Origin of the sequence: Candidatus Mycolicibacterium alkanivorans, from assembly GCF_022760805.1 — a bacterium.
Classification (GTDB): Bacteria; Actinomycetota; Actinomycetes; order Mycobacteriales; family Mycobacteriaceae; genus Mycobacterium; species Mycobacterium alkanivorans.
In genome coordinates this window covers 1,215,812-1,235,612 of record NZ_JAIVFL010000001.1, presented here as the reverse complement: position 1 = coordinate 1,235,612, position 19,801 = coordinate 1,215,812, and the positions used below count along the sequence as shown (strand labels likewise).

Here is a 19,801-nt window from a genome sequence, read left to right as displayed (position 1 = left end):
GCCCGCTCGGCCGTGAAGGCCGCACCGCGGTCCGGGGTACCGGCAGCCAGGCTCAGGCCACCGTGATCCGGCCCTCGGCGGCTGCCAGGCCAATATCGGATCGAAAGTGGCTGCCCGGCAATCGAATCGACGACATCACTCCGTAGGCGGCGGCGCGCGCGGCCGGCAGGTCGGCGCCAGTTCCGACCACCGAGAGGACCCGGCCTCCGGAGGAGACCACGGCCCCGTCGTCGCGGCGCGATGTGCCCGCGTGCAGCACCCCCTCGGTGTCGGACCCGGTGATCACATCGCCGACCCGGGGCCGGCCCGGGTAGTTCTCGGCGGCGAGGACGACGGTGACGGCGTAGCCGTCGCGCCACTGCAGCGGGCCGAAGTCGGCCAGTTGTCCCGTCGCGGTGGCATGCAGCAGTTGGCCGAGCGGGGATTCCAGCAGCGCCAGGACCGCCTGCGTCTCGGGATCGCCGAAGCGGCAGTTGAACTCGACCACGGCGGCGCCGCCCGAGGTGATCGCCAGGCCCGCGTACAGCAGGCCCGAGAAGGCACTGCCGCGGCGAACCAGTTCTGCCGCAACGGGTTCCACGACATCGCTGACGATTGCGTTCTTGACCGCCTCGGGTAGCCACGGCAGCGGCGAATAGGCGCCCATCCCACCGGTGTTGGGTCCGGCGTCGTTGTCGCCGACCCGTTTGAAGTCCTGCGCCGGCAGCAGTGGGACCACGGTCGCGCCGTCGACCAGACAGAACAGCGATACTTCCGGCCCGTCGAGGAAGGATTCCAGCAGTACCGGATGCCCGGAGTCGAGCAGGGCCGCGGCGTGCGCGCGCGCCTCGTCACGGTCGGCGGTGACCACCACACCCTTGCCCGCGGCCAGGCCGTCGTCCTTGACCACCCAGGCCTGCTGGCCGACGGCAGGCCCGAACCGATCCAGGGCAGCGTCCAGATGTGCGGGGTTGTCGACGGTCTCGCTGGTGGCGGTGCGCACCCCGGCCGCGGCCATCACGTCTTTGGCGAAGGCCTTGGAGCCTTCGATGCGGGCGGCGTCCTTGGACGGGCCGAAACAGGCGATGCCGGCGGCACGCACGGCGTCGGCGACGCCGAGCACCAGCGGAACCTCGGGTCCGATGACCACCAGGTCGGCGGCGAGCGTACGAGCCAGCGCCGCGACCGCCTCGGCCGAGGTGACCTCGACATCGTGCTGCTCGGCGATCGCAGCGGTACCGGCGTTGCCCGGTGCGACGGCCAGGAAATCCACCTCGGGGTCTTTGCGCAGGCCCAGCAGCAGGGCATGTTCGCGGGCACCGGATCCGATCACGAGGACACGCACAGGCACACCCTAGACGACCAGGTGTCGACGAACCGCCGTAGTGGCGGCAGTGGTCTGGCGGACCCGCTCCTCGCGCTCGGCGTCGTCGGCGATGGCGTCGAGATCCTTGCGCATCCCGAGCAGAAACGTCACCGAGTCTTCGTCGGCCAGCGTCTGCGTGACGGGTGCGATCGGGTAGGCGCGCCGGGATCGCTCGGGATCGACCCCACGGCGTCGGGGTCGGCGTCACCGAGCCCGTCGTCGACGTCGCGGCGCTGGTGTTGGGCGGCGATCGCGAACCGTCGGTACTCGACGAACGAGCCGGGGTCGACGAGGAGTTCGAGCGGCTGCGGTCGGGCTGCATCAACGGCGTCAAGGATCTGCCGGTCTCCTACCGCTAGGAGGGCACTGAATAACCCCTCCGGTGGGTGGCGTGTCTGACGGCCGTGGGTGGTGTGTCGTGTGATGATGTTGTGGTGCAAGGGATTACGCGGTCGGAGCGGGAGTTGTTGGACGCGCAGGCGCTGGTCGGGGAGCTGGTGCCGGAGGGGAGCGTGTTCGCGTTTCTGGCTGAGCACCGGGCGGAGTTGTTTCCGGATGAGTTCATCGCCGACCTGTTCCCCTCGGCGACGGGGCGGCCGTCGCTGCCGGCGGATCTGGTCGGGTCGGTGCTGGTGCTCAAGGAGCTCTACGACCTATCCGATCCGCAGACCGCGGAGGCGTTGCGGTTCGACATCCGGTGGAAGGTGGCGTGTGGACGGTCGTTGAGCCAGACCTCGTTCGATCCGTCGACGCTGGTGTACTGGCGCAAGCGGATCGCAAGGTCGGATCGCCAGGACCGGGTGTTCGACGCGGTCGCGCGGGTGATCGCCGACACCGGGGTACTGACCGGGCGGCGTAAGCGGTGCGTGGATTCGACGGTGTTCGACGACGCGGTCGCCACCCAGGACACGGTGACCCAGCTGGTGGCGGCGATGCGGAAGGCGGCGCGGCTGGTGCCCGGCGCGGCCGCGGTGATAGCGCGGGTCGCGAAGCTGGACTACGCGAAACCCGGCAAGCCGGACATCGATTGGGACGACCCTGCTGCCAAACAGGAGCTGGTGTCGGTGCTGGTGTGTGACGCGTTGGCGGTGCTGGCCGAGCTGACCGGACCGGACGCGCCGCAGCGGGAGGCGACCGCGGCGGACGCGTTGGGTTTGTTGGCGTTGGTCGCCGGGCAGGACGTGGAACCCGCCGACGGCTCCGACGGCACCGACGGGCGGTGGCGCATCGCCCGCAAAGTCGCCCACGACCGGGTGATCTCGACGGTGGACACCGAGGCCCGGCACACCCGCAAGTCGAAGTCAAACCGTAAGGACGGATTCCGCGGGCACGTCGCGACCGAACCGGAGACCGGGTTGATCACCGACACCGAGCTGACCAGGGCCGCCGGCGAGGAGGGCAGCGACGCTGTGGTCGGAGAGCAGATGATCGCCCGCGACAGCTACCACGGCACCGGCGCCGACGACGCGGGCCCGGACGCGGCCCCGCCCATCGCCGACACACCGGGCGGCACCGATGACGGTGCGACGCAACCGGATCCGGCCCGAAGCCGGCACACGGGCGAGGACTCCTCCTCATCCTCCTGGGTTGGTGCGGTTGTCGATGGGGTGGCCGCCGGGACCGCCGAGAACGGGCGCCGGTCGGGGCTCGAGGTGTACGGCGACTCCGCGTACGGCACCGGCGAAGCCCGCGCGAAGTACCGCGACGGCGGGCACGACACGGTGATCAAACCGAAGCCGCTGTGCCCGGCCGTGCCCGGCGGGTTCACCCTCGACGACTTCACCATCGACGAGCAGGCGCGCACCGTCACCTGCCCGGGCGGGCACACCCGGGTCATGAGCCCCAAACGCAGAGTGACCTTCGGCAAGCTGTGCGCCGGTTGCCCGCTGCGCGACCAATGCACCACCGCCGCCGACGGCCGGTCGATGAGCATCCACGAGCACCAGGCCCTGCTGCGCGCGGCCCGCGCGCAGGCCCGCACCCCCGAGTTCGAACGGGACTACCCGACCCGGTCCAGCGTGGAACGCATCATCGCCTGGGTCGCCACCCAGCGTGGGCGCCGGGTCAAGCTGCGCTACCTCGGTGTCACCAAGAACCACGCCTGGCTGCGCAACCGGGCCGCCGCGATCAACCTGCGCACCCTGGTCAACGCCGGCCTCACCCGTCGCGACGGGGCCTGGGCCCTGGCCTGACCGCCAGCGCCTCCCGACCGACCCAGTTCACCACCAGCCACCAAGTCACCGTGACGTCTGCTCCAGTTCCCGCCAACGCATTTCGAAAAATCCCGGACCACGGACGCCACACCGGCCAAGATCCGACCTACCCGTTGTTCAGTGCCCTCCTAGGGCGGCTACCATCCGGGCCATGGGTCATCCCTATCCCGGTTACCCGCCCTACCCGGGCTATCCGCCCCAACCCCCCGCAACTCCGCCGCGCTCGACCGCCGACCTGACGATCTCGATCATCGTTCTGGTCTGCACCGCGCTGCTGGGGGTCGTGGCGGTGTTCCTCGGGATCTTCTCGCTGGCCTTCCTCGACTACTGTCCGCCGGCGACATGCAGCGTCGAGGGCGCGGTGACCGCGGTGATGACCGCGCTGGCGGTGGCCGCGCTGGTCGGCCTGGCGGGAATGATCGTCACGATCGTCCAGCTCGCGCGCCGCAAGACGGCGTGGCCGTTCGCGGTCGGCACTCTGGGACTGTGCCTGGTGATCCTGTTCTTCGGCGGGATGGCGTACTCGATGGCAGTTGGCGGATGAGGTGCGTGCCCACGGCTGGTCGGGCTCGGCGCCGGCCAGCGACGAGGAGGCGGTGGCGCGGATCCTGGCCGCCGCCAACGGGGACATCGACACCCACGGCGCCGACCTGAGTATCGCCGCCATCGCCCGCACGCTCGGCGTCACGCGCCAGACCGTGTACCGCTACTTTCCGAGTACCGACGCGCTGCGACCGAATTCGGCGATGGTGCCCTTGATCGGATCGGCTTGGGCAGCAGTGGGACCCGGCGCGTTGAGGGTCGGGTCGACGGGATCGGCGTGCGCGGGAGAGGGCCACATCAGAGCGGCGAACATCACGCCCCCCGCAACCACTACCGGGGTGAGCACCCGCACCGCAGTGTCGATCGTCCCCACCCAGACCGAGACCCGGCCCACGGTCTTAGCGCGCTCGATCGTCGGCTCGGAGCTCCAGGTGCGCTCAGGTGTCTCAGTCCACCGGCTGAGCATGGTCGGCGCGGTCCACGAGTTCTGCATCGTCAGAGAAGTCATGGCCACACTCCTGCTCGTCATCAGGGCCGGCGACCCCGATTTCACTTTGGTAACAGTGGTACACAGAAGTCACGTTTATGACACGGCCCGATAAAGGTTTGCGATCTGCGCGTTTCCTTACCGTTGTCTTATCGGTCTCTTTGTTATGAGCCGACGACGGGCAGCCTTGCGTCTCTCGGCCGCCTTCTTGCGCTTGGCCACCGCCCGGCCGACGACCCCGTCGGACTTGGAGCCGAGCGCGAGACCGAGGTAGTGCGTCAGGAAGATTGACATCTCCTTGAGCTCGTCGGCACTCAGCTCCCCGTTGTGCAGGGCGGGACCGATCGGGCACTTCGGTGAGAAGGTACTGGCGCAGCCGCCGCGCGCAGGCCGGCAGATCGTGCTCCTCGTTGTAGACCGGCATAACGATCTCGAGAACGTAGTGATCAGGATTTTCTGCACCGCCGTCATGGGCAGTGGCCAAGCTGCCACGGAACTGCACCGGATCTGACAGGTTGCCGTGAGGCGGCCGTTTGCCCACTTGAAGCCGACCTATGCTTGGCCACATGTCCTCACTGTTCACCAGGATCATCAACCGCGAACTGCCCGGGCGATTCGTCTACGAGGACGACGAGGTGGTCGGGTTCCTGACCATCGAGCCGATGACGCAGGGCCACACCCTGGTGGTGCCGCGCGCCGAGGTGGACAAGTGGCAGGACGTCGAGCCGGCTCTGTTCGACAAGGTGATGGCGGTGTCGCAGAAGATCGGCAAGGCGGTGTGTGCGGCGTTCGGCGCCGACCGCGCCGGGCTGATCATCGCCGGGCTCGAGGTGCCGCATCTGCACGTGCACGTGTTCCCGGCCTACAACTTGACCGACTTCGGGTTCGCCAACGTCGACCGCAACCCGTCGCCGGAATCGCTGGACGAGGCGCAGGCCAAGATCACCGCCGCGCTGGCCGAACTGGGGTAAACCCCTCGGCCGCCTCTGCGTCGACTGTGCGGGTAATGCAGGAGAACACCGACAAAACACCTGCACAGCACCCACGTTCGACGCTCAGCCGATCGGCGCCGGGACATCGGCGATGCGCGGCAGGCTCACCCGGAAACAACAGCCCTGCCCGGGCGCGGTGGTCACGGTGACACGTCCACCGTGAGCGTCCACCAGCGAGTCGACAATGGACAGCCCGAGCCCGGTGCCGCCGCTGGCGCGCGCTCGCGAGGAGTCGGTCCGGTAGAACCGCTCGAATACGCGCCGGGCGTCCTCCTGGGTCATTCCCGGTCCTTCGTCGGCGACCTCCAGGACGGCGTCGTCGTCGGCGGTGCCCACCCGCACGGTGATGCGCGCGGTCTCCGGGGTGTGCTGCAGTGCGTTGGCCACCAAGTTGCCCAGCACCTGACGCAGCCGGGCCTCGTCGCCGAGCACCTCCGGAGTGCCGGGGCCGTCGAAGACTCGCATGGTGATGGTGCGCTGCGGTGCGATGGACTGCGCGTCGTGCACGGCGTCGGTGGCCAGTGCCAGCAGGTCGACCCGGCGACGCTCCAGGGGGCGTTGCGCGTCCAGGCGGGCCAGCAGCAGCAGATCATCGACCAGTAGACCCATCCGCCGCGACTCACTCTCGATGCGCGACATCAGCATCTCGACGTCCTTGGCGGCGCCCTGCCGGTACAGCTCGGCGAATCCCCGGATGGTGGTCAGCGGAGTCCGCAACTCGTGGCTGGCGTCGGTGATGAACCGGCGCATGCGTTCCTCGGACATGCGCGCCTGATCGGCCGAGGCGACCGACGATGCCATCGCACTTTGGATCTGGGCGAGCATTCCGTTCAGCGCCAGCGACAACCGCCCGACCTCGGTGCGTGGATCCCGTTCCGGCACACGGCGATCCAGCTGTCCGGCGGCGATCGCGGCGGCGGTCTGCTCGACTTCCACCAGCGGGCGCAGGCTGCGGTGCACCCCCCAGTACCCGACCACGCCCAGGATCACCAGCACGGCGGTGCCGATGGCGACCTGCGACCAGGCCAACGACCGGACGGTGGACTGCACGTCGGACAGGTCGATGGCAACCGTGGTCAGCTCACCGCTTGGTCCGCGAACCGATACCGTGCGCCACTGGACCGGTGACCCCCCGAGCGAGCCGACGGTCACCGGCACGCCGCCGACGTCGTTGTCGTCGGGGAGTGCGGGTTCGGCGTCGCGGTCGTTGACGGCCATCCAGACGTGGCCGTCAGCGTCGACGCCGCGGACATAGAAGTTCGACGGCGGGCGGGCAGGGTTGGGGCCTTCGTCGGGTGGGGGCATGTTGCGGCGCGGGGCCTGAGCCCAGCCGCGCGAGGCGTCGATCAGGGTCTGGTCGGCGCGGTTGATGAGGTCGTGACGCAGCGTTGAGGTGACCGCGACCCCGGAAGCAAGCAAGCCCTGACCCACCAGCAGCAGCATGGCCGCGACCAGTCCGACCCTCAGCGGCAGCGCTCGGCGATACGGGGCGGGCATCCCTCCATTGTTCGCGCCAGTCAGCGCTGTGCGCCGGATTATCGCGGCTCCCGCAGCACGTAGCCGACCCCGCGCAGGGTGTGCAGCAACCGCGTCTCGCCGGTGTCGATCTTGCGCCGCAGATACGACACATAGGACTCGACGACGTTGACGTCGCCGCCGAAGTCATAGCGCCAGACGTGATCGAGGATCTTCGCCTTGCTCAACACGGTGCCCGCGTTGATGACGAAGTAGCGCAGCAGGGTGAATTCGGTGGGCGACAGCGACACGGGTTCGCCGGCCTTCCAGACCTCGTGGGTGTCCTCGTCGAGCTCGATGTCCGCGAAGGTCAGCCTGGAGTTGCGCGGCTCCTCGACGCCCTTGCCGGCCCGGCGGAGGATGACGCGTAGCCTGGCGACCACCTCCTCGAGGCTGAACGGCTTGGTGACGTAGTCGTCGCCGCCGAGGGTGAGTCCGGCGATCTTGTCCTGCAGGCTGTCGCGCGCGGTCAGGAACAATGCGGGCGCGTCGATCCCGTCGGCCCGCAACCGGCGCAGCACGCCGAAGCCGTCCATACCCGGCATCATCACGTCGAGGATCACCGCGTCGGGCCGCACCTCGCGGGCGCGGTCCAGAGCGGCAGGACCGTTGGACGCGGTGTGAACCTCGAAGCCCTGAAACTTCAGGCTCACAGACAGCAGTTCGACGATGTTGGTTTCGTCGTCCACCACCAGGACACGTGCCTCGGGCTTGGTTTCAGGTGTTGCAGGAGCGGCCATGCTGTCAATTTCCTCTTACGTTGATGAATCCTGGCTGCCAGGCCACTGTGAGCTTCCTGTGAGTCGGATTGGCTGACTCTTCCGTGCACCGCCGGTTACGGCTTCTCGCCGCCCCTACACTCGTGAGATGGACCTGGCAAAGGCGCTGGTAGGGGTCTCGACCACACCGGTGAAGGTGGGACTGGCCGCGACTGAGGCCGGGCTCGACATCGCCAGAGCCGGCCTTGACCTGGCCAGACGAACCCTCGGCGAGCCGGCGGGCCCGGGTTCTGTCGCGCAGATGTTCGGCCTGGAGGAAACCCTCAACCGAGCGAACAAGATCGCGGCGCTGGTCGACGAAGATGCTCCGTTGGGGCGGGCACTGGCGCCGGACGGCCCCCTGGACCGGCTGATGCGCCCGGGCGGGCTGATCGACCGGCTCACCGCGCCGGACGGAGTGCTCGAACGGATGACCGCCGAGGGCGGCGGCCTGGAGCGAGCGCTGGCGCCCGGCGGACTGGTCGACCAGATGCTCGACGAGGACGGACTCATCGAGCGGGTGCTGGCCGAAGACGGCTTGGCCGACCGGCTGCTCGCCGAGGGCGGCCTAATCGACAGGCTGACGGCACGCCACGGACCACTCGAGCAACTGGCCGACGTCGCCGACACGCTCAACCGGCTGTCGCCGGGACTCGAGGCGCTGGCACCGACCATCGAGGCGCTGCGTGAGGCGGTGACCGCGTTGAGCCTGGTGGTCAACCCGCTGAGCAACATCGCCGACCGGATCCCGATCCCGGGTCGCCGTCGCTATTCGCAGCCCCGCACGATCACCTCGGAACGCGTGCACAGCGACCGGTTGGTCCACGACGAAGACGAAGACTGACCCGATAAGCTGAGACCCGGCTCAGGCCGCTTCGCCGGACCCGCCACGCCTCCTTAGCTCAGTGGTAGAGCAACGCTCTTGTAAAGCGTAGGTCGTCAGTTCAATCCTGACAGGGGGCTCCAACGGCAGGGCAAGGGGCTCGCGGCCACGCCAACTAGCACGACTAACCATCGGGTCGACCCGACTGCGGGTGATTTGCTCGCCGTGACCCCTACAATTAGCGCCGGCGCAGTTATCCACGTGGAAACACGTCCGGACCAGACGGGGGAAGGCAGGTGGATTATGTCGATCCTCCAGCGCGGAGCACGGGTCGGGGCGGCGACGTTCGTCGTCGGATTCTCGCTGGCTTGGCCGCAGGCAGCAGGTGTCGCCTCCGCCGATAGCCCTGGCCAGGACTCGTCCTCGGTATCGACGGGTCCGGCGAAGTCCACCGCACCGTCGACCGGCCACTCAGCCCGATCCGCTCGCGGCGGTGCCGCCGCGTCATCGTCAGCCGCAGTCTCGTCAGCCGCAGTCTCGTCAGCCGCAGTCTCGTCAGCCGCAGTCTCGTCAGCCGCGGCCTCGACGGGTGCCGCCAGGGCGGGCGCGGCTCGCTCAGCCGCCCCTGCCACGGCCGTCGCCGGCCGGACCGCAGTCACTCCGTTCGAGCGCGCGACGGTGCAGAATCGGCGGGCATCGAGCGCTCCGGTCACTCAGAGCGCGATCGCTGACGCGGTACTGAGCGCGATCGGAAACCCCCAGCCTTCTCCGGCGTCGACGGCGGGCGACAGTACAGCGCCGGCAGCCGTCGACACCATCGCCACCACGACGCCGAACGTCGTACGGGCGGCCGCCCCAGCCGCACCGGACACCCTCGGCGCACTGAAGGTGCCCGCGGCCAACGATCTGGCGTCGTCGATCAACGACATCTTCTCGGCGGTGGTGAACTCGATCCAGTCACTCGTCGAAGGCGTGGGACTGCTGGTGCGGCGCACCTTCTTCAATCAGGCCCCCACTGTCAACCCGATTCAGACCACCGGACAGACCGGGGGCGCGATCACTGGCAGCATCAACGCGGTCGATCTCGAGGGCGACGCGGTCACCTACGCCGTGACCCAGTCTCCGCAGCACGGCAGCGTCACGGTCGACACGAGCGGCAACTACAGCTACACGCCGAACCAGAGTTTCACCGGCGCCGACGCTTTCACCGTCGCCGCAGCCGACGTCGGTTTCCACATCAACCTGTTCGACCTCGGCCGCGCGGCGAGCACCGACGCCCTGGTGTCGGTCACGCAGAACACCGGCCCCCTCAGGATCGGGTTCAACTTCATCTTCGGCGCCGGCTCACAGTACTGGTCGAGCACCGCCCGTGCCGAACTGCAGTCGACCGCGATCTACCTCTCGTCCTACCTCATCGTCACCGATCCGGTGACCATCACCTATAGCGTCACCGGGCAAAACACACTGTTCGGCGGCACCCTGGCATCGGCCGGGAGCGATCTTGTCAGCAGCGATCCCGGTTTCTACGACACCGTCGTCCAGCAGAAGATCCTGACCGGGGTGGACGCCAACGGCTCGGCGCCGGACGGCACGATCGACTGGAACTTCGGGCAGCCGTGGGGCTTCGGCAACTCGGTGAGCGCCACCCAGTACGACTTCCAGTCCACGGCCATGCATGAGCTGCTGCACACCTTCGGCTTCCTGTCCGTCATCGACAGCGCCGGCAACAACACCGTCCCGAACTGGACGACCTTCGACAAGTTCGTCGTGACCTCCAACGGCACGCACCCGATCAACGGCAGCTACGTCTGGCTCGTCGCATATAACACGAACCTGACCGGCGGCAACGGCGGGTTGTACTTCGGCGGCCCGAACGCCGAGGCCGCGTACGGGGGCAACCCGGTTCCGCTGTTCACGCCGAGCCCGTGGGACTCCGGCAGTTCGATGTCGCATCTCGACGACGCCACCTTCACCGGCGCCAACGCAAAGCTGATGAACGCCAGGGCCGACACCGGACTGGGCATCAGGACCCTGAGCCCGGTCGAGATCGGCATCCTCAGGGACCTCGGCTACACAATTGCCGACCAGCCGCAGGCTCTGGCGATCTTCATCATCGGCTTCGCGTTCATGCGGCGCAGAAGGCGCAGCGCCGAGTGCTCCGCCTCATGAGCGACGCCGGTCTCCACTTCGAGCGCCGCGGGCCCATCGCGATCGTCTTCATCGACGCACCCCCGCACAACCCGATGTCGCTGGATCTGGGCGGGAGCGTACTGGCCGCGCAACGGGGTACTCGCTCTACGAGCGGGTGCGGACCGATCTAGCTGCGAGCTCTTCAATATCGGGCCGCATACTGGCGATCATGAATCCCACGCCGCCCCCTGGTGCGGCCGCTGCGGGCAGCCGCCGCGGCCGGCATCGGGGACGGCCCGACACCGGACGTCGGGTGATGCGGACGCTGGTCGGACTGATCGCCGTCGCGGTGGTGACGGCGACCGGTCTGGCCTACTCGCAGGCGCACGGGCTACTGGGGGGGATCACGATCTCGCGGGCACTGGACTCCAACGCACCGCGATCCAGCGGTGGCGCGATGAACATCCTGCTCATCGGGCTGGACTCGCGCAAAGACCAGGACGGCAACGAGCTGCCCGACGAGATCCTCGACAAGCTGCACGCCGGGGACTCCGAGGCCGGCGGCTACAACACCAACACGTTGATCCTGGTACACATCGGCGCCGACGACCGGGTGGTGGCCTTCTCGATCCCACGCGACGACTACGTCGCGGTCAGCGGGATCAGGGGCTACGACCACATCAAGATCAAAGAGGCCTACGGGCTGACCAAGTTCGAGACCGAACAGAAGCTCACCGACGAAGGTGTCACCGATCGAGCCGACCTCGAGACCGCCGGGCGGGAGGCGGGGCGCAAGGCCACCCTGCGGGCGGTGCGCAACCTGACCGGTCAACCCATCGACTACTTCGCCGAGGTGAATCTCGCGGGCTTCTACGATCTCGCCCAAAGCCTTGGCGGCGTCGAGGTCTGCCTCAACCACGCCGTCCACGACGACTATTCGGGGGCGGACTTCCCGGCCGGCCGGCAGCGGCTCGACGCCGCGCAGTCGCTGTCCTTCGTCCGCCAGCGCCACGGACTGGGGAACGGCGACCTCGATCGCACTCACCGACAGCAGGCGTTCCTGTTGTCGGTGATGCACGAATTGCAGCAGTCCGGATCGTTCACCGACCTCGACAAGTTCAAGAGCCTGATGAACGTCGCCCGCAAGGACATCGTGCTGTCGGAGGGCTGGGGCGAGGACCAGTTCCGCCGCATGGCCGCACTGGCCGGTGGTGACGTCGAGTTCCGCACGCTGCCGGTGGTGCGCTACGAGAACATCAACGGCCAGGACGTCAACATCGTCGACCCGGCCAAGATCCGGGCCGAGATCGCACGTGCCATCGGCGGTGAATCCACCACGACAACCACGACAGCTGCTGCAGCACAACCGCTTCCACCGGCCAACCCGCAGACCTCGGTCAGCGTGGTCAACGCCAGCGAGACATCGGGGCTCGCCTCGCAGGCCGCCGCGCTCCTGGGCAAGCACGACTACCCGGTCGCCGAGGTTCGCGACCGTGAGTCCGGTGAACCGGTGGACACCGTCGTCACCTACGGGCCGGGCGGCCGCACCGACGCACAGTCGGTGGCCACCCTGCTGGGCATCGACAACGCACCGCAAGCCAGCAGCGCCCTGGCCGCCGACCACCTCCGCGTCATCCTCGGCGACGGGTACGACGTCCCGACCGATCAACCGGTCACCGAGGAAGCCGCTGACATCACGACCGCCAACAGCTGGTACGGGATGACGACCTCACCCACGCCGGACCAGGGCAAACCTATTGACGGTGGCGGAATTCCCTGCGTGAATTAGCGTTTCGCGCGCGGCCCGACCGGAGTAGACGCCCGGCGACATCTCCTTCTCCGCCCCGGGCGACTCGAACAGCCCTGCCCGAGGTCCAGGGGATCCCTTGCACAGGCACAAACGCCGGTCAGTGCATAGGATTGCACGAAGAGCAGCAGCCTCCCGTCGTGGAGCCGCACTCGGGCATCTCGTCCAGTCCGTAGAGCGGAGTGCCGGCAAGGGACTCCGCCTACTTCTCAAGGAGTTGTGAAGTATGGCGAATTCCTCCTCAGCCGGTCGACGAATCCTCCTCGGGGGAGGGTTGAGCATCGCGATCGCAGCCGCTCCGGCGGCTGCTTTCGTGATGTCGTCACAGACCCCGGCAGGGTCTTCTGTGGCGTGCCCGGCCGGTGAGGTCGAGGACATCTACATTGGCGAGTGCGTGCCCGAGATGGTGCCGAACACTCCCGGCGGCAACTACCCGACTCCTGCCGGCACCGGAATCACGTCCTCGACGCCGGGTGACTCCCGAAGTCTTCCGGAAGTTCAGGGCATTCCGTGCACCGGCGCCAACACCGGGAAGTGCATCGGGCTGCAGGAGGACCAGGTCCCCGCGGTCGAGCCTCCCTCGAGCATTTCCTCCAGCCCATAGAAACGGAAGGGCAATGATGCCGCTCTACGTCAACCACGGGCGAGTAGTTCACCTACAGTTGAGTCATGCCAGCTAAATCAGATCCCGCGGATATCGACGACGTCGAGCCGCTGGCCGACAGTACAGCCCGCCAGGCCAGGCGCGTCGTCGCCGCCTACGCCACCGACGCCGCCGAGTGCCGGGTCTTCCTCTCGATGCTCGGTATTGGACCGTCAAAGCCAGAGGGCTAGACCGTGTCCGGAGGCCGGAAATCCACCAGCTCCGGAACCTCTGACTTCGTAGTGGTCGCCAACCGCCTGCCGATCGACATGGAGCGGCTGCCGGACGGCTCCGTCACGTGGAAACGCAGCCCCGGTGGCCTGGTCACCGCGCTGGAACCACTGTTGCGCCGTCGACGCGGCGCCTGGATAGGGTGGCCGGGCATCGTCGACGGCCCCGAGGACCCGATCGTCGAAGACGAGCTTCAGCTGTTCCCGGTGCGGCTGAGCGCCGATGAGTTCGCCGAGTACTACGAGGGGTTCTCCAACGCCACACTGTGGCCGCTCTATCACGATGTGATCGTCAAGCCGATCTACCGCCGTGACTGGTGGGACCGCTACGTCGACGTCAACCGGCGGTTCGCGGAGGCGACGTCACGGGCGGCCGCCGAGGGTGCCACGGTGTGGGTGCAGGATTACCAGCTTCAGCTGGTACCCAAGATGCTGCGGATGTTGCGCCCGGATCTGACGATCGGCTTCTTCCTGCACATCCCGTTCCCGCCGGTCGAACTGTTCATGCAGATGCCCTGGCGCACCGAGATCATCGAAGGCCTCCTGGGCGCCGACCTGGTCGGGTTCCATCTGCCCGGCGGTGCCCAGAACTTCCTGTTCCTGTCCCGACGGTTGGTGGGCGCCAACACATCCCGTGCATCGGTGGGTGTGCGGTCCCGGTTCGGTGAAGTCCAGCTCGGTTTTCGGACGGTGAAGGTCGGGGCCTTCCCCATCTCGATCGACTCCACCGACCTCGACCGAACCGCCCGTCACCGCGGCATCCGGCGCCGCGCCCGCGAGATTCGCGCCGAGTTGGGCAACCCGCGCAAGATCCTGCTGGGCGTGGACCGGCTGGACTACACCAAGGGCATCGACGTTCGGCTCAAAGCGTTTTCGGAGTTGCTCTCCGAAGGGCGGGCTAAACGTGATGACACCGTGCTGGTTCAGCTGGCCACCCCGAGCCGCGAGCGGGTGAAGAGCTACCGCATCCTGCGCAACGAAATCGAACAGCAGGTCGGCCACATCAACGGTGAGTACGGCGAGGTCGGCCATCCGGTGGTGCACTATCTGCACCGCCCGGTGCCGCGCGACGAGCTCATCGCGTTCTTCGTGGCCGCCGACGTCATGCTGGTCACCCCGTTCCGGGACGGGATGAACCTGGTGGCCAAGGAGTACGTCGCGTGCCGCAGCGACCTCGGCGGAGCGCTGGTGCTCAGCGAGTTCACCGGCGCCGCAGCCGAATTGCGCCAGGCCTACCTGACCAACCCGCACGACCTCGAAGGGCTCAAGGACACCATCGAGGCCGCGCTGAACCAGACCTCCGAGGAGGGCCGCCGGCGGATGCGCGCACTGCGGCGCCAGGTGCTGGCCCACGATGTCGACCGGTGGGCCCGGTCCTTCCTCGATGCACTCGCCGACGCCAAACCGGCCGGCCACAGCGGGCCCTAGATCGACCTCGTCGTTGGAGATCAGGTCCTGACCGTTGGGTCCGCGCCGTGTTGTCAGCAGGCCGACCTCGACCTCGGCGTCGTCCATCGCGGCGACGGTTCGTTGCGATCGGAATTCATCCACACGTCGACCGTCATCGCGTTCGACTGCAGACGCGGGCTCGCTCAACTGTTGCGAATGTCGGTTGTTTCGACGCGTGCGAAGACCGGCGAGATAGCAATGGTGAACTACTGAAGTTCGTCGCGTCGCACGCGACCAAGACTTCCTTCACGGAGCCTGACACCCGCCGTGGAGGCAGGTCCGGAGCTTCCCTCACGCGGGCGTGCGGATGTTGGTGTCGATCGCGTCCGCGGTGCTGGCGCTGACGGTAATCGCGGTCGTAGGGCCGCCTTCGCGGGTGCCGACGGCCGTGAGACTGTCCGCCGACTCGACCGCGTTGATCCTGGGCCGGTGTCACCGCCGGTCGATGATGTCCGTCACAAATCCCGACCTGCTCAGCTGTCGCGAATGTCGACCAACGTGCGCGTCGCCGCCTCGAAGCCCGACACCAGTTCGGCGACGATGTCGGCCACCGGCCGGATGAGGCTGCGCACCCCGCTGACCGAACTGGTCGGTATCGAGCATCCGGTCGTGCAGACCGGCATGGGCTGGGTGGCCGGCGCCCGGCTGGTCTCAGCCAGCTCCACCGCCGGCGTGGCGCCGTGCGCCGAACTGATCGAGACCATCGTCGGCGATGCGATCAAGCACCTCCAGTCGGCGGGCGCACTCGTCGAGTGACGCGTATAGTGTCCAGAAGCCTGCACGACGTCGGGGGAAGTCATGGCATTCGCACCGGATACCTGGCCACGCCAGTTCCGCGACCTGATTCGGCAGTCGAACAAGTATCTGCTCAATCCGCTGATGCTCCGATTGGCGGGCACCAAGTACTGGTACGCCTCGGTCGTCCACCACACCGGCCGGCGATCCGGCAAGCACTTCGCCACCCCGGTGGTGGCTGACCGGGTCGGCGACCGGTTCATCGTGCCCCTGCCCTATGGCACCCAGGTGGATTGGCTGCGCAACGTGCTGACCGCCGGAGGAGCTCGCATCACGACCAAGGGGCAGACCTTCGACGTCACCGCTCCGGAGATCATCAGCGCGACCGAGGCGCTGCCGCTGCTGCCGCGCGACCGGCGCCGGACGTTCGAGCGGACCGGGATCGAGCACTATCTGCGCGCCACCATCGACTCCACGTCGTGATGAAGCTGTGATGGCATCGACCGCGACGGACCCGCCGGCCTTCGCCGTCGGTGCCGAGTTCCAGGGCAGCTACCCCAACGTCGGGGCGGCCATCGACGCTGGCGTGCGGGTCCGCTTCGGCATCGGCTGGGGCGAGGTGACGGTCCTCGACCCGAACACCAACATCCAGGGCGGACCGGGCTGCTGATCGGCCGGCGAGGTGCTCGAGTGGACCGCCGCCGCCCAGCAGCAGCCCGCGCTGGCCACCATCCGCACCGCGTACCACAGCGGTGACGGCCACGGTCCCGACGCCAATCAAGGGCCACGATGTCGGCACAATCGCCGGGGTCGGCAGCTTCTCGCAGCAGGGCACAGGTTCCACTTCTCGGCGATCAGCTCTGCGCCGCGGAACTGCGAGATCTCCTGATTGCCCTGGCGGTACAGCCAGTTCTCCGACTCGTTGGTCGGCGGCGAGGCGATCCATTTCCACGGCGGCATCGCCATCACCTGGGAGCGCGACATCCAGCTGCACTTAAGCGGGCGCACGGCAGCGCACAGCTGTTCGGTCCGCCGAGCGACCAACTGCGCAAGCTGGAATCCGAGGTGTTCTAGCCTGGGTCCGGTGAACCATCACGTCGCGCTGCGGGCAGGCATTCCACCGTTCTATGTGATGGACGTCTGGCTGGCCGCCGCCGAGCGCCAACGCACCCACGGCGACCTGGTCAACCTGTCTGCCGGACAGCCCAGCGTCGGCGCTCCCGAGCCGGTACGTGCGGCCGCGGCCGCAGCCCTTGAGGCCAGCCAGCTCGGCTACACCGTCGCGCTGGGCATCCCGGAGTTACGGGAGGCGATCGCCGGGTCGTACGGCGACCGATACGGGATCGACGTGAGTGTCGACGACGTCGTGCTAACCACCGGCTCGTCGGGCGGATTCCTGCTGGCCTTCCTGGCCTGTTTCGACGTTGGCGACCGGGTGGCCATCGCCAGCCCCGGCTACCCGTGCTACCGCAACATCCTCTCGGCACTGGGTTGCGAGGTCGTCGAGATCCCCTGCGGGCCGGAGACGCGATTTCAGCCGACGGTGCAGATGCTGGCAGAGCTCGATCCGCCGGTGCAGGGTGTGATCGTGGCGAGCCCGGCCAACCCGACCGGCACGGTGATCCCGCCAGCCGAACTGGCCGCGATCGCGTCTTGGTGCGACGAGGCCGGCGTGCGGCTGATCAGTGATGAGGTGTACCACGGGCTGACCTATCCCGGCGCGCCGGAGACCTCGTGCGCGTGGCAGACATCGCGCAATGCGGTTGTGGCGAACAGCTTTTCGAAGTACTACGCGATGACCGGATGGCGGTTGGGGTGGCTGCTGGTGCCCGCGGAGTTGCGCCGCGCAGTGGACTGCCTGACGGGGAACTTCACGATCTGCCCACCGGTGCTGCCGCAGTACGCCGCGGTGGCCGCGTTCACCCCGGAGGCGGTGGCTGAGGCCGAGAGCCACCTGCATCAGTACGCGCTGAACCGGGAGACGCTGCTCAGTGGACTGCGCCAGATCGGGATCACCCGGCTGGCACCGACCGACGGCGCGTTCTACGTCTACGCCGACATCTCGGACTTCACCTCGGATTCATTGACGCTCTGCGAAAAGCTGCTTGCCGATACCGGTTTGGCGATTGCCCCGGGCATCGACTTCGACACCGTCCACGGCGGCTCGTTCGTGCGACTGTCGTTCGCCGGGCCGGCCTCCGACATCGACGAGGCGCTGCGTCGGCTGGGGCCCTGGCTGGAGCGTTAGCCGCCGATTCCGTTGTCGAGACCCAGTAGGTCACCGCAAGCCGGGTCAGCGCACCGAGGGTGGCAAGGCCGCCGAGCAGTCGCGGCCAAGCGCCCATCGGGACCACGGCACGGAAGAAGAACAGCGCTGCGGATGCGAACTCCGTCCAGGTGAGCTTCCAGCCGCCTTCTGTCCGAACGGCTTTCATCCGCAATGCGGCGAGATCAGAGCCGGTGCCCCGCTCGCTGAACAGCTGGCAGCAGATCAGTTCGCCGCGCAGTGTGGCCGGCACGAATCGATCGATCAGCTCCGCGTTGCGGCCGTAGGGCTTCGGCCAGTGCGGCGCCAGCAGGTTGTAGGCCCACTAGAACGTGTTCTAGTAGCGCCGGCAGGACAAAAGGCGCGACGCACGATAGCGATGCGTATCGTTTTCCACGAGCGCTCACGGAAGGAGCTGACCTAACCATGTCGTCGCCCGCGCAGAAGTCGTCGGCCGGTTCAGGGTCGCAGCGGCGTGAGGTGATGCCGGTGTCAGTACTCGCCGAATCGGAACTCGGTTCAGAAGCCCAGCGTGAACGCCGCGAGCGCATCCTCGACGCGACCGCGGCGATCGCCTCCAAGGGCGGTTACGAGGCCGTTCAGATGCGCGCGGTCGCCGATCGCGCCGACGTGGCGGTCGGCACGCTCTACCGCTACTTCCCGTCCAAGGTGCACCTGCTGGTTTCGGCGCTGGCCCGAGAGTTCGACCGGATCGACGCCAAGACCGACCGCTCGGCCGTCGCCGGCGGCACCCCGTTTCAGCGACTCAACTTCATGATGGGCAAGCTCAACCGGGCCATGCAGCGCAACCCGTTGCTGACCGAGGCGATGACGCGGGCCTACGTCTTCGCCGACGCCTCTGCGGCCGGCGAGGTTGATCACGTCGAGAAGATCATCGACAGCATGTTCGCGCGCGCTATGAGCGATGGCGAGCCGACCGAGGATCAGTACCACATCGCCCGGGTCATCTCCGATGTGTGGCTGTCCAACCTGCTGGCGTGGCTCACGCGGCGGGCCTCGGCCACCGACGTGAGCAAACGTCTGGACCTCGCGGTGCGGTTGCTCGTCGGCGACGCGTGCACGCCCTAGAACCGGTGGCTCTCCCCGACGATCTGCACCGTGCGCTGACCGACGTGGCGCGGGTCCCGCGCCTGCTGGTGGCCTCCGACTTCGACGGCACCGTCGCACCCATCGTCTCCAACCCGTCCGACGCCCGGCCGATCCCGTCGGCGGCCGAGGCGCTGGCCGCGCTGGCCGCGTTGCGGGAGACCACCGCGGCGTTGATCTCCGGGCGGGCGCGCCGTGACCTGACCGAACTGTCCGGGGCGCCGGCCGAAGTCCACCTGGTGGGCAGCCACGGATCGGAGTTCGACGCCACCTTCCTCGACGCCATCGACGACTCCGCCAGAGCGCTGCTGGTCGACCTCGAGCAGACGATGGCCGCACTGGCCGCGCGGTACCCGGGGGCGACCATCGAGACCAAGCCCGTCAGCGTGACCTTCCACGTGCGCAACGCCGCGCCCGAACATGCCCAGGAAGCCCTCGACGCCGCACTGGCCGCGGTCCGGGACTGGGACGTCCATGTCACCGAGGGCAAGGCGGTGCGGGAGTTCGCGGTGATCGACACCGACAAGGGCGAGGCGATCGAGCTGCTGCGCCGTCGGGGCGAGGCGGACGCGGTGGTGTTCTTCGGCGACGACGTCACCGACGAGAAGGCGTTTCGCCGGCTGAGCGGAGCCGACATCGGAGTCAAGGTCGGTTCGGGCGACACCCGGGCCGCCTACCGGGTCGATGCACCCGACGACGTGGCGGTTGCCCTTCAGGTTCTGCACGACATCCGGCGTGAGTGGCTGGGCGCCTAGTTC

General features: G+C 68.0%; 20 protein-coding genes, 1 tRNA gene and 9 pseudogenes. 21 read left to right on the top strand and 9 right to left on the bottom strand.

All coding sequences use genetic code 11. The features are described from left to right. Nucleotides 1-52: 52 nt before the first annotated feature. Entirely contained in the window at nt 53-1,324 is a 1,272-nt protein-coding gene (purD, locus tag K9U37_RS06100; RefSeq protein WP_243070937.1) for a phosphoribosylamine--glycine ligase, read from the bottom strand. Nucleotides 1,325-1,333: 9 nt separating this feature from the next. Further along, on the bottom strand, nt 1,334-1,456 hold the full coding sequence (locus tag K9U37_RS19965; protein ID WP_272888016.1) for a hypothetical protein: 123 nt from the start codon (nt 1,454-1,456) through the stop codon (nt 1,334-1,336). A gap of 32 nt (nt 1,457-1,488) precedes the next feature. Here K9U37_RS19965 and K9U37_RS06095 point away from each other — a divergent pair, with 32 nt between their 5' ends. The 6 genes and pseudogenes from K9U37_RS06095 to K9U37_RS06080 all read left to right on the top strand — a co-directional run. Then, nucleotides 1,489-1,704, top strand: a complete 216-nt coding sequence (locus tag K9U37_RS06095; protein WP_243073489.1) for a hypothetical protein — start codon at nt 1,489-1,491, stop codon at nt 1,702-1,704. A gap of 27 nt (nt 1,705-1,731) precedes the next feature. Next, nucleotides 1,732-2,106: pseudogene (locus tag K9U37_RS20370) on the top strand (transposase); the annotation flags it as partial. A gap of 891 nt (nt 2,107-2,997) precedes the next feature. Further along, nucleotides 2,998-3,171 (top strand): annotated as a pseudogene (locus tag K9U37_RS20365) (IS5/IS1182 family transposase); the annotation flags it as partial. Between the two features lie 9 nt (nt 3,172-3,180). After that, nucleotides 3,181-3,537, top strand: coding sequence for a transposase (locus K9U37_RS20360; protein ID WP_372489559.1), 357 nt, complete (start codon nt 3,181-3,183; stop codon nt 3,535-3,537). 172 nt (nt 3,538-3,709) lie between these two features. Further along, nucleotides 3,710-4,102 (top strand): hypothetical protein, encoded by a 393-nt coding sequence (locus K9U37_RS06085; protein WP_243070935.1) that lies wholly within the window; start codon nt 3,710-3,712, stop codon nt 4,100-4,102. Nucleotide 4,103: 1 nt separating this feature from the next. After that, nucleotides 4,104-4,307, top strand: a pseudogene (locus K9U37_RS06080) (helix-turn-helix domain-containing protein); the annotation flags it as partial. Here K9U37_RS06080 and K9U37_RS06075 read toward each other — a convergent pair. Together K9U37_RS06075 and K9U37_RS06070 are read right to left on the bottom strand one after the other, a co-directional pair. Next, nucleotides 4,265-4,609 carry a hypothetical protein gene (locus K9U37_RS06075; protein WP_243073488.1) on the bottom strand — a complete coding sequence of 115 codons (345 nt, stop codon included), beginning with the start codon at nt 4,607-4,609 and terminating at the stop codon, nt 4,265-4,267. The pseudogene K9U37_RS06080 and the gene K9U37_RS06075 overlap by 43 nt on opposite strands. A 117-nt stretch (nt 4,610-4,726) precedes the next feature. Then, a pseudogene (locus K9U37_RS06070) lies at nt 4,727-4,924 on the bottom strand (carboxymuconolactone decarboxylase family protein); the annotation flags it as partial. Nucleotides 4,925-5,154: 230 nt separating this feature from the next. On the opposite strand from K9U37_RS06070, the gene K9U37_RS06065 reads away from it, so the two are divergent. Next, entirely contained in the window at nt 5,155-5,559 is a 405-nt protein-coding gene (locus K9U37_RS06065; RefSeq protein WP_243070934.1) for an HIT family protein, read from the top strand. 84 nt (nt 5,560-5,643) lie between these two features. Here the strand turns inward: K9U37_RS06065 and K9U37_RS06060 are convergent, their stop codons facing one another. Both K9U37_RS06060 and K9U37_RS06055 read right to left on the bottom strand, forming a co-directional pair. Next, complete coding sequence (locus K9U37_RS06060) at nt 5,644-7,077, bottom strand: sensor histidine kinase (protein ID WP_243070933.1); 1,434 nt, start codon at nt 7,075-7,077, stop codon at nt 5,644-5,646. Nucleotides 7,078-7,115: 38 nt separating this feature from the next. Beyond that, nucleotides 7,116-7,835, bottom strand: a complete 720-nt coding sequence (locus K9U37_RS06055) for a response regulator transcription factor (RefSeq protein WP_243070932.1) — start codon at nt 7,833-7,835, stop codon at nt 7,116-7,118. Nucleotides 7,836-7,962: 127 nt separating this feature from the next. Between K9U37_RS06055 and K9U37_RS06050 the strand changes: the two genes are divergently transcribed. The 7 genes from K9U37_RS06050 (at nt 7,963) to K9U37_RS06020 (ending at nt 14,914) form a co-directional block, all read left to right on the top strand. Then, nucleotides 7,963-8,697, top strand: a complete 735-nt coding sequence (locus K9U37_RS06050; protein WP_243070931.1) for a hypothetical protein — start codon at nt 7,963-7,965, stop codon at nt 8,695-8,697. Between the two features lie 47 nt (nt 8,698-8,744). Beyond that, a tRNA-Thr gene (locus tag K9U37_RS06045) sits at nt 8,745-8,819 on the top strand. Between the two features lie 535 nt (nt 8,820-9,354). Continuing rightward, nucleotides 9,355-10,845 (top strand): Ig-like domain-containing protein, encoded by a 1,491-nt coding sequence (locus K9U37_RS06040; RefSeq protein WP_243070930.1) that lies wholly within the window; start codon nt 9,355-9,357, stop codon nt 10,843-10,845. A 190-nt stretch (nt 10,846-11,035) separates the two neighbouring features. Beyond that, nucleotides 11,036-12,595, top strand: coding sequence for an LCP family protein (locus K9U37_RS06035; RefSeq protein WP_372489400.1), 1,560 nt, complete (start codon nt 11,036-11,038; stop codon nt 12,593-12,595). Between the two features lie 364 nt (nt 12,596-12,959). Next, the gene (locus K9U37_RS06030) at nt 12,960-13,217 is read left to right on the top strand and encodes a hypothetical protein (RefSeq protein ID WP_243070929.1); all 258 of its coding nucleotides are present in this window, start codon (nt 12,960-12,962) and stop codon (nt 13,215-13,217) included. 65 nt (nt 13,218-13,282) lie between these two features. Beyond that, nucleotides 13,283-13,447, top strand: coding sequence for a hypothetical protein (locus K9U37_RS06025; protein ID WP_243070928.1), 165 nt, complete (start codon nt 13,283-13,285; stop codon nt 13,445-13,447). A 3-nt stretch (nt 13,448-13,450) separates the two neighbouring features. Further along, a complete protein-coding gene (locus K9U37_RS06020; RefSeq protein ID WP_243070927.1) occupies nt 13,451-14,914 on the top strand; it encodes an alpha,alpha-trehalose-phosphate synthase (UDP-forming) in 1,464 nt (487 codons plus the stop codon). A gap of 3 nt (nt 14,915-14,917) precedes the next feature. Here the strand turns inward: K9U37_RS06020 and K9U37_RS06015 are convergent. Further along, nucleotides 14,918-15,019: pseudogene (locus K9U37_RS06015) on the bottom strand (amidohydrolase family protein); the annotation flags it as partial. Between the two features lie 474 nt (nt 15,020-15,493). Between K9U37_RS06015 and K9U37_RS06010 the strand changes: the two are divergent. The 3 genes and pseudogenes from K9U37_RS06010 to K9U37_RS06000 all read left to right on the top strand — a co-directional run. Then, nucleotides 15,494-15,607, top strand: a pseudogene (locus K9U37_RS06010) (nitronate monooxygenase); the annotation flags it as partial. A gap of 126 nt (nt 15,608-15,733) precedes the next feature. Beyond that, nucleotides 15,734-16,153: a nitroreductase/quinone reductase family protein gene (locus K9U37_RS06005; RefSeq protein WP_243070926.1), complete on the top strand. Its 420-nt coding sequence runs from the start codon at nt 15,734-15,736 to the stop codon at nt 16,151-16,153. A gap of 10 nt (nt 16,154-16,163) precedes the next feature. Further along, nucleotides 16,164-16,340 (top strand): hypothetical protein, encoded by a 177-nt coding sequence (locus K9U37_RS06000; protein WP_308197341.1) that lies wholly within the window; start codon nt 16,164-16,166, stop codon nt 16,338-16,340. 164 nt (nt 16,341-16,504) lie between these two features. Here K9U37_RS06000 and K9U37_RS05995 read toward each other — a convergent pair. Further along, nucleotides 16,505-16,600 (bottom strand): annotated as a pseudogene (locus K9U37_RS05995) (hypothetical protein); the annotation flags it as partial. Here K9U37_RS05995 and K9U37_RS05990 point away from each other — a divergent pair. Then, a pseudogene (locus K9U37_RS05990) lies at nt 16,590-16,744 on the top strand (acyl-CoA dehydrogenase IpdE2); the annotation flags it as partial. The pseudogenes K9U37_RS05995 and K9U37_RS05990 overlap by 11 nt on opposite strands. A 10-nt stretch (nt 16,745-16,754) precedes the next feature. Continuing rightward, complete coding sequence (locus K9U37_RS05985; RefSeq protein WP_243070925.1) at nt 16,755-17,918, top strand: pyridoxal phosphate-dependent aminotransferase; 1,164 nt, start codon at nt 16,755-16,757, stop codon at nt 17,916-17,918. 124 nt (nt 17,919-18,042) lie between these two features. On the opposite strand, the pseudogene K9U37_RS05980 reads toward K9U37_RS05985, so the two are convergent. Next, a pseudogene (locus K9U37_RS05980) lies at nt 18,043-18,249 on the bottom strand (hypothetical protein); the annotation flags it as partial. A gap of 113 nt (nt 18,250-18,362) precedes the next feature. Between K9U37_RS05980 and kstR the strand changes: the two are divergent. Both kstR and otsB read left to right on the top strand, forming a co-directional pair. Next, the gene (gene kstR, locus K9U37_RS05975) at nt 18,363-19,025 is read left to right on the top strand and encodes a cholesterol catabolism transcriptional regulator KstR (RefSeq protein ID WP_243070924.1); all 663 of its coding nucleotides are present in this window, start codon (nt 18,363-18,365) and stop codon (nt 19,023-19,025) included. 5 nt (nt 19,026-19,030) lie between these two features. Next, nucleotides 19,031-19,798 (top strand): trehalose-phosphatase, encoded by a 768-nt coding sequence (gene otsB, locus K9U37_RS05970; RefSeq protein WP_243070923.1) that lies wholly within the window; start codon nt 19,031-19,033, stop codon nt 19,796-19,798. The last annotated feature ends 3 nt before the right edge of the window (nt 19,799-19,801 follow it).